This is a genomic window from Nocardia wallacei (assembly GCF_029869545.1).
Classification (GTDB): domain Bacteria; phylum Actinomycetota; class Actinomycetes; order Mycobacteriales; family Mycobacteriaceae; genus Nocardia; species Nocardia wallacei_A.
In genome coordinates this window covers 1-4,596 of record NZ_JARWQD010000247.1, presented here as the reverse complement: position 1 = coordinate 4,596, position 4,596 = coordinate 1, and the positions used below count along the sequence as shown (strand labels likewise).

4 protein-coding genes are annotated in these 4,596 nt (G+C 70.9%); 3 read left to right on the top strand and 1 reads right to left on the bottom strand.

Features of this window, described 5'->3' with window-relative positions:
- Positions 1-859: acyl-CoA dehydrogenase family protein (locus tag QH290_RS20795; RefSeq protein ID WP_280384585.1), on the bottom strand; the 859-nt coding region annotated here is incomplete at its 3' end.
- Positions 860-1,386: 527 nt separating this feature from the next.
- Between QH290_RS20795 and QH290_RS20790 the strand changes: the two genes are divergently transcribed.
- The 3 genes from QH290_RS20790 to QH290_RS20780 form a co-directional block, all read left to right on the top strand.
- Positions 1,387-2,595 (top strand): enoyl-CoA hydratase/isomerase family protein, encoded by a 1,209-nt coding sequence (locus QH290_RS20790; protein WP_280384582.1) that lies wholly within the window; start codon positions 1,387-1,389, stop codon positions 2,593-2,595.
- A 125-nt stretch (positions 2,596-2,720) separates the two neighbouring features.
- A complete protein-coding gene (locus QH290_RS20785; RefSeq protein ID WP_280384580.1) occupies positions 2,721-3,902 on the top strand; it encodes a CoA transferase in 1,182 nt (393 codons plus the stop codon).
- A gap of 281 nt (positions 3,903-4,183) precedes the next feature.
- A partial coding sequence (locus tag QH290_RS20780; RefSeq protein ID WP_280384578.1) for an amidohydrolase family protein occupies positions 4,184-4,596 on the top strand: 413 nt, incomplete at its 3' end.

The window sequence follows — 4,596 nt, the reverse complement described above, 5'->3', positions numbered from 1 at the left end:
GCTGCAGGCCGTGGCGGAACACCACGGACTGGCACTCGCCCGCCGACGCCTTGGCCATGGACGCGGCCAGGTGGCGGCGGGGATCGTCGGCCGCCAGGCACAGCGCGGCGAAATAGCCGAGGGCGCGGGCCCTTTCGATCGCGATGTGCATATCGGCCGCCTTGTGCTTCACCGCCTGGAACGACCCGATGGGCGCGTCGAACTGGCGGCGGGTGCGCGCATGCTCCAGGACCAGGTCGAGGATGCGCTGGCAGGCCCCGACGGTGGTCAGTGCGATACCGGTGAGCGCGTGCTGGCGGGCGCGTTCCGGATCGGCCTCGAGCCGATCGCCGCTGCCGACCCGCACGCCCGGGAAGGAAATCTCGGCGAGGTGCAGCACCGGATCGAACACCGGGCTGCGCGTTGCCGTGACCGCCGCCGCCGGTACGAGGAATACTCCGGCGTCCGTGACAACGGCCAGCCGCTCGGCCCGGTCGCCGTCGACGACGTGGCGGGCGGTGCCGTCGAGCCGCCACCCGTCGCCGTCCGCGGTGGCCGTGACGCCGGAATACACCGCGGCACCGGGTGTTTCGATCCGGCCGTCTTCCCCGGCCAGCGGGGCGAACTGCGACATCGTCGCCAGGAACGGCGTCGGATCGGTGGCCCGTCCCAACCCCTCGAGCACGATCGCCAGCTCGACCGACAACGCCGGATCGGACAGCTCCGTCCAGCCGACGTCGATATAGGTCTGCCACAGCGCGCGGGGCTCGACGTCCTTGTCTGCGACATCCCTGATCAGCGACGGCGGGCACGCGCGCGCGGTCACCTCGCGCACCGTATCCCGCAACATTCGCTGGTCGGCGTCGAACTCGAAGAGCATCGCGACCTCCTTCCTCCGCAACTCCGCGAGGGATCTCTGAGAATGCCATTCTCTCACAACGAGAGGGCGATTGCGAACGCCGCGCGGATCGCAACACCCGGCGCCCCCACCCAACTCGCCGCACCCCCTCCTGGTTCCCGCACGGGCTACAAGACCCTGCAAGGGGTGCGGGATCGAACAGGGGGTGCGAGAAGGGGTGGGTGGCGGGTGGGGGTGGTACATGAGAGTGGTTTTGGTGAGATTTCGTGCGCATTCTTGTGGAGAATGCTATTCTCCTGTTGGAGTAAGGAGCGTCTCATGGTGGTAGGCAGACGTCGCGGGCCCTGCGGGACGGCGGTTCGGCGCTCGTCCCCGGGCTCGGCGATCGAAGGGCCGCCGCGGTAGTCCTGGTCAACCGCTGTCGGTCAGCCCCAGTGCACCTCGTCCGACCACAGCGGTGGACACCGCGGCAGGGCGCGCACGGGATCCGGGCACCCGCAACTCGGATCCCGTGTGAGCGCCTCCGTCCGGAGCAGAAGGTATCCCGCATGATCGACCTGACCGGATTGGATCTCGGTCCCGACGGACGTCCCGGTGAGCCGCTGATCATCCTCGAGCCGCGGCCGGGGGAACTGGCCGCGGGCGACGCGATGCGGCTGGCCGCGGTCGTGGAGCGTGCCGTCCCGCTGGTGGTCGTGGCGCTGCGCGAACCACCCGATCCGCAGTTGCGCCCGGTGCTCGGCACCGCCACGGTGACGCTCACCGAGCATGCGGTGCCGGACTGCCCGCAGTTCGTCCGGGTGCCGGATCTCGCCGCGGCGGTCGCCGCCCTGCGCGACGCGGTGCTGTACGCGCCTCGCGCCGCCGTCGCCTGCGGTCAGCTGCTCCGCCAGACCTCACGACTACCGACCACATCCGCGCTGGCCGCCGAGGCCGCGACCTATTCGATGTTGCTGGGCGGCACCGAATTCGCCGCGTGGCTCGCCGAACGCGGCCCGGCGCGGCCGATTCCCGTCCCCGGCCGCGACCCCGTGCTGCTGCGGCGGACCGGCAGCCGGTTGTCGATCACGCTGGACCAGCCGGAGCGGCGCAATGCGCTGGGGGCCAGGATGCGCGAGGACCTGCTCGCGGCATTCCAGGTGGCGGAGGCGGACCCGAGCATCGAGTCCATCGAGTTGAGCGGCACCGGACCGGCGTTCTGCAGCGGCGGCGACCTCGACGAATTCGGCACCGCCACCGATCCGGTCGCCGCCTACCTGGTCCGGCTGGACCGGGCGCCGTGGGCGGTGATGGACCGGGTCGCCGACCGCCTCACCGCCCACGTCCACGGCCCGTGTATCGGCGCCGGTGCCGAGACAGCCGCCTTCGCCGGAACCGTAATCGCCTCCCCCGACGCCTTCTTCAGACTCCCGGAGGTGCACATGGGCCTGGTCCCGGGCGCCGGAGGCACCGTCTCCCTCCCCCGCCGCATCGGCCGCTGGCGCGCCACCTGGCTCATGCTCACCGGCCACCCCCTCCCCGCCCACCGCGCCCTCGAGTGGGGCCTGGTCGACCAAGTCACCCGAACCCCGCACACCTCGGCCGCAAACTCACACGCCCCGACCGAAACCCAACACGTCCCCAACACCCCTCCGGCCGGTACCGCCACGGCACCCCCGTCACTCCGGCGCGCTCTTGGCCGGAATCCACAGATACCAGCCTTGGATGCCGGGGAGGGGTGGCCTTACGGTCGTCGGCGGCCAGGGTTCGTCGCATGAGCGGGCCGGTCGGTAGCGCCGCGAGTGTGGTTCGTCGGTGGCTTGCGACGCTCGGAAGCGATTGCGGCCCAGCGGAATCGGAGACAGAGCGCTGTGCGGCCCTGGGGTGGGCCGCGTCCGGCGCCATGGACCTCACCGGTCTTGCGGACGGCCCGCCGGTGCTCACCCCCGCGCCCGCCTTCGGGCTGCTGGGTGAGGTTGGGCGTGTGTTCGGCGAGGTGACCGCGCGCATCGGTGAGCGGGTCGAGATCGATCCTGCGATGGTGTTGTCTCGCCGGAGGCCCGGTGACCAGCGGCGGCGGGGTGGGCAGCGGTCGGTGGGTGGGAGCAGTCGGCTGCTTCGGACCGCGGACGGCTGGTGTGCGGTGACGTTGAGCCGGGCCGAGGATCTCGATGCGGTGCCCGCGATCGTCGGGGAGCGGGAGGGCGGCGATCCGTGGGCGGTCCTCGAAACGGCGGCCGCACGATGGCCCGCGGTGCGGTTGGCCGAGCGGGCGCAGTTGCTCGGGGTACCGGCCGCCGCGTTGCCCACCATCCTGCGGCGGCGAATGCCGTGGCGCGGCAAGCGAATCGGTGACGCGGTGGCGGGGCGCGGTCTCGGCGACTGCGTCGTGGTGGACCTGTCGTCGTTGTGGGCGGGACCGCTGTGCGCGCGGTTGCTGGGGCGGGCGGGCGCGCGAATCATCAAGGTGGAGAGCGTACATCGGCCGGACGCGGCCCGTTCCGCACCCGAATTCTTCGAATGGCTGCACGACGGTCACGAATTCGTGACCATAGATTTCCGCACCGATGCGGGCCGCCGAGAACTGGCCATGCTGATCGACTCCGCCGACATCGTGATCGAGGCGTCCCGGCCGCGGGCACTGGATCAACTCGGCCTGGGATCAGACTCCCGCCCACACCGCCCCGGCCGAATTTGGTTGAGCCTCACCGGCTACGGCCGCGACCACCCGATGCGCGTCGCCTTCGGCGACGATGCCGCGGTCGCGGGCGGACTGGTCGGACGGCACGACGGCCAACCGGTGTTCTGCGCCGACGCCCTAGCCGACCCGCTCACCGGAGTGTGCGCGGCCCTGGCCACCGCAACCGCCGTCGACGCGGGCGGTGGCCTCCTCCTGGACCTCTCCATGCGCGACACCACCGCCGCCTTCGCCACCGCCCCCGCTCTCTCCCACGGCCCCCACCGCCTCACCCGATATGGACCGGACGACTGGGCCGTCACCTGCGACCACCTCGAGCACACACAACACGTTCTGCCCCAACCAATCCCCCGTGCTCCGGCCCTCGTCCGGGGTGAGTCCCGATGAGCCTGAGACTTAGGCGGACGGACGCAGTGCGGAGAGGACTTTGAGTGAATGCACCGGAATGAAAGAGACGGGCGGGAATGGCATGGGGCTGGCGGACGCGCTGGAGTGATGGAGCATGGTTCACCGGAATCGGCGGAGGACCGCCTGCCGAATACGGCGGAGTAGTGGGAAGATCGTGAACGTGCACACCGGAACAGTGGGGACCACTGGCGAACGCGCCGGGAGGGCGGGAAGGCTTTGAACGCGCGCGTCGAGGGGCCGGGGCAGTGGGGTGGCTTGCAATGCTGATCAGGAATGCGACCGTGTTCGGGCAGGCGTACACCGATGTGCGGTGGGTGGGAGAGCGGATTGCGGAGTGTGGGCGCGGGCTGCGCGCGGTGGTGGGTGAGGACGAGATCGATGCGCGGGGCGGGTGGTTGGTGCCCGGGCTGCACGATCACCATACGCATCTGCGGGCGACGGCGGCTCGGGCGGAATCGATAAGGCTCGATGCTCCGGCGGTTCGCGGTGTGGCGCAGCTGGCCGGGCGATTGCGGCGGGCCGATCGGGAATTGCCCGCGGGAGCGTGGATTCGGGCCGTCGGCTATCACGACGGCGAGACGAGCCTGAGCCGGGACACGCTGGATCGGATAGTGGGCGAGCGCGCGGTCCGCGTCCAGCATCGCTCCGGCGCATTGTGGATACTCAATTCCCG

Bases quoted from the DNA above. Each gene is read 5' to 3' on its own strand.
- QH290_RS20785 (WP_280384580.1), top strand. From the start codon at position 2,721: ATGGACCTCACCGGTCTTGCGGACGGCCCGCCGGTGCTCACCCCCGCG.
- QH290_RS20790 (WP_280384582.1), top strand. From the start codon at position 1,387: ATGATCGACCTGACCGGATTGGATCTCGGTCCCGACGGACGTCCCGGT.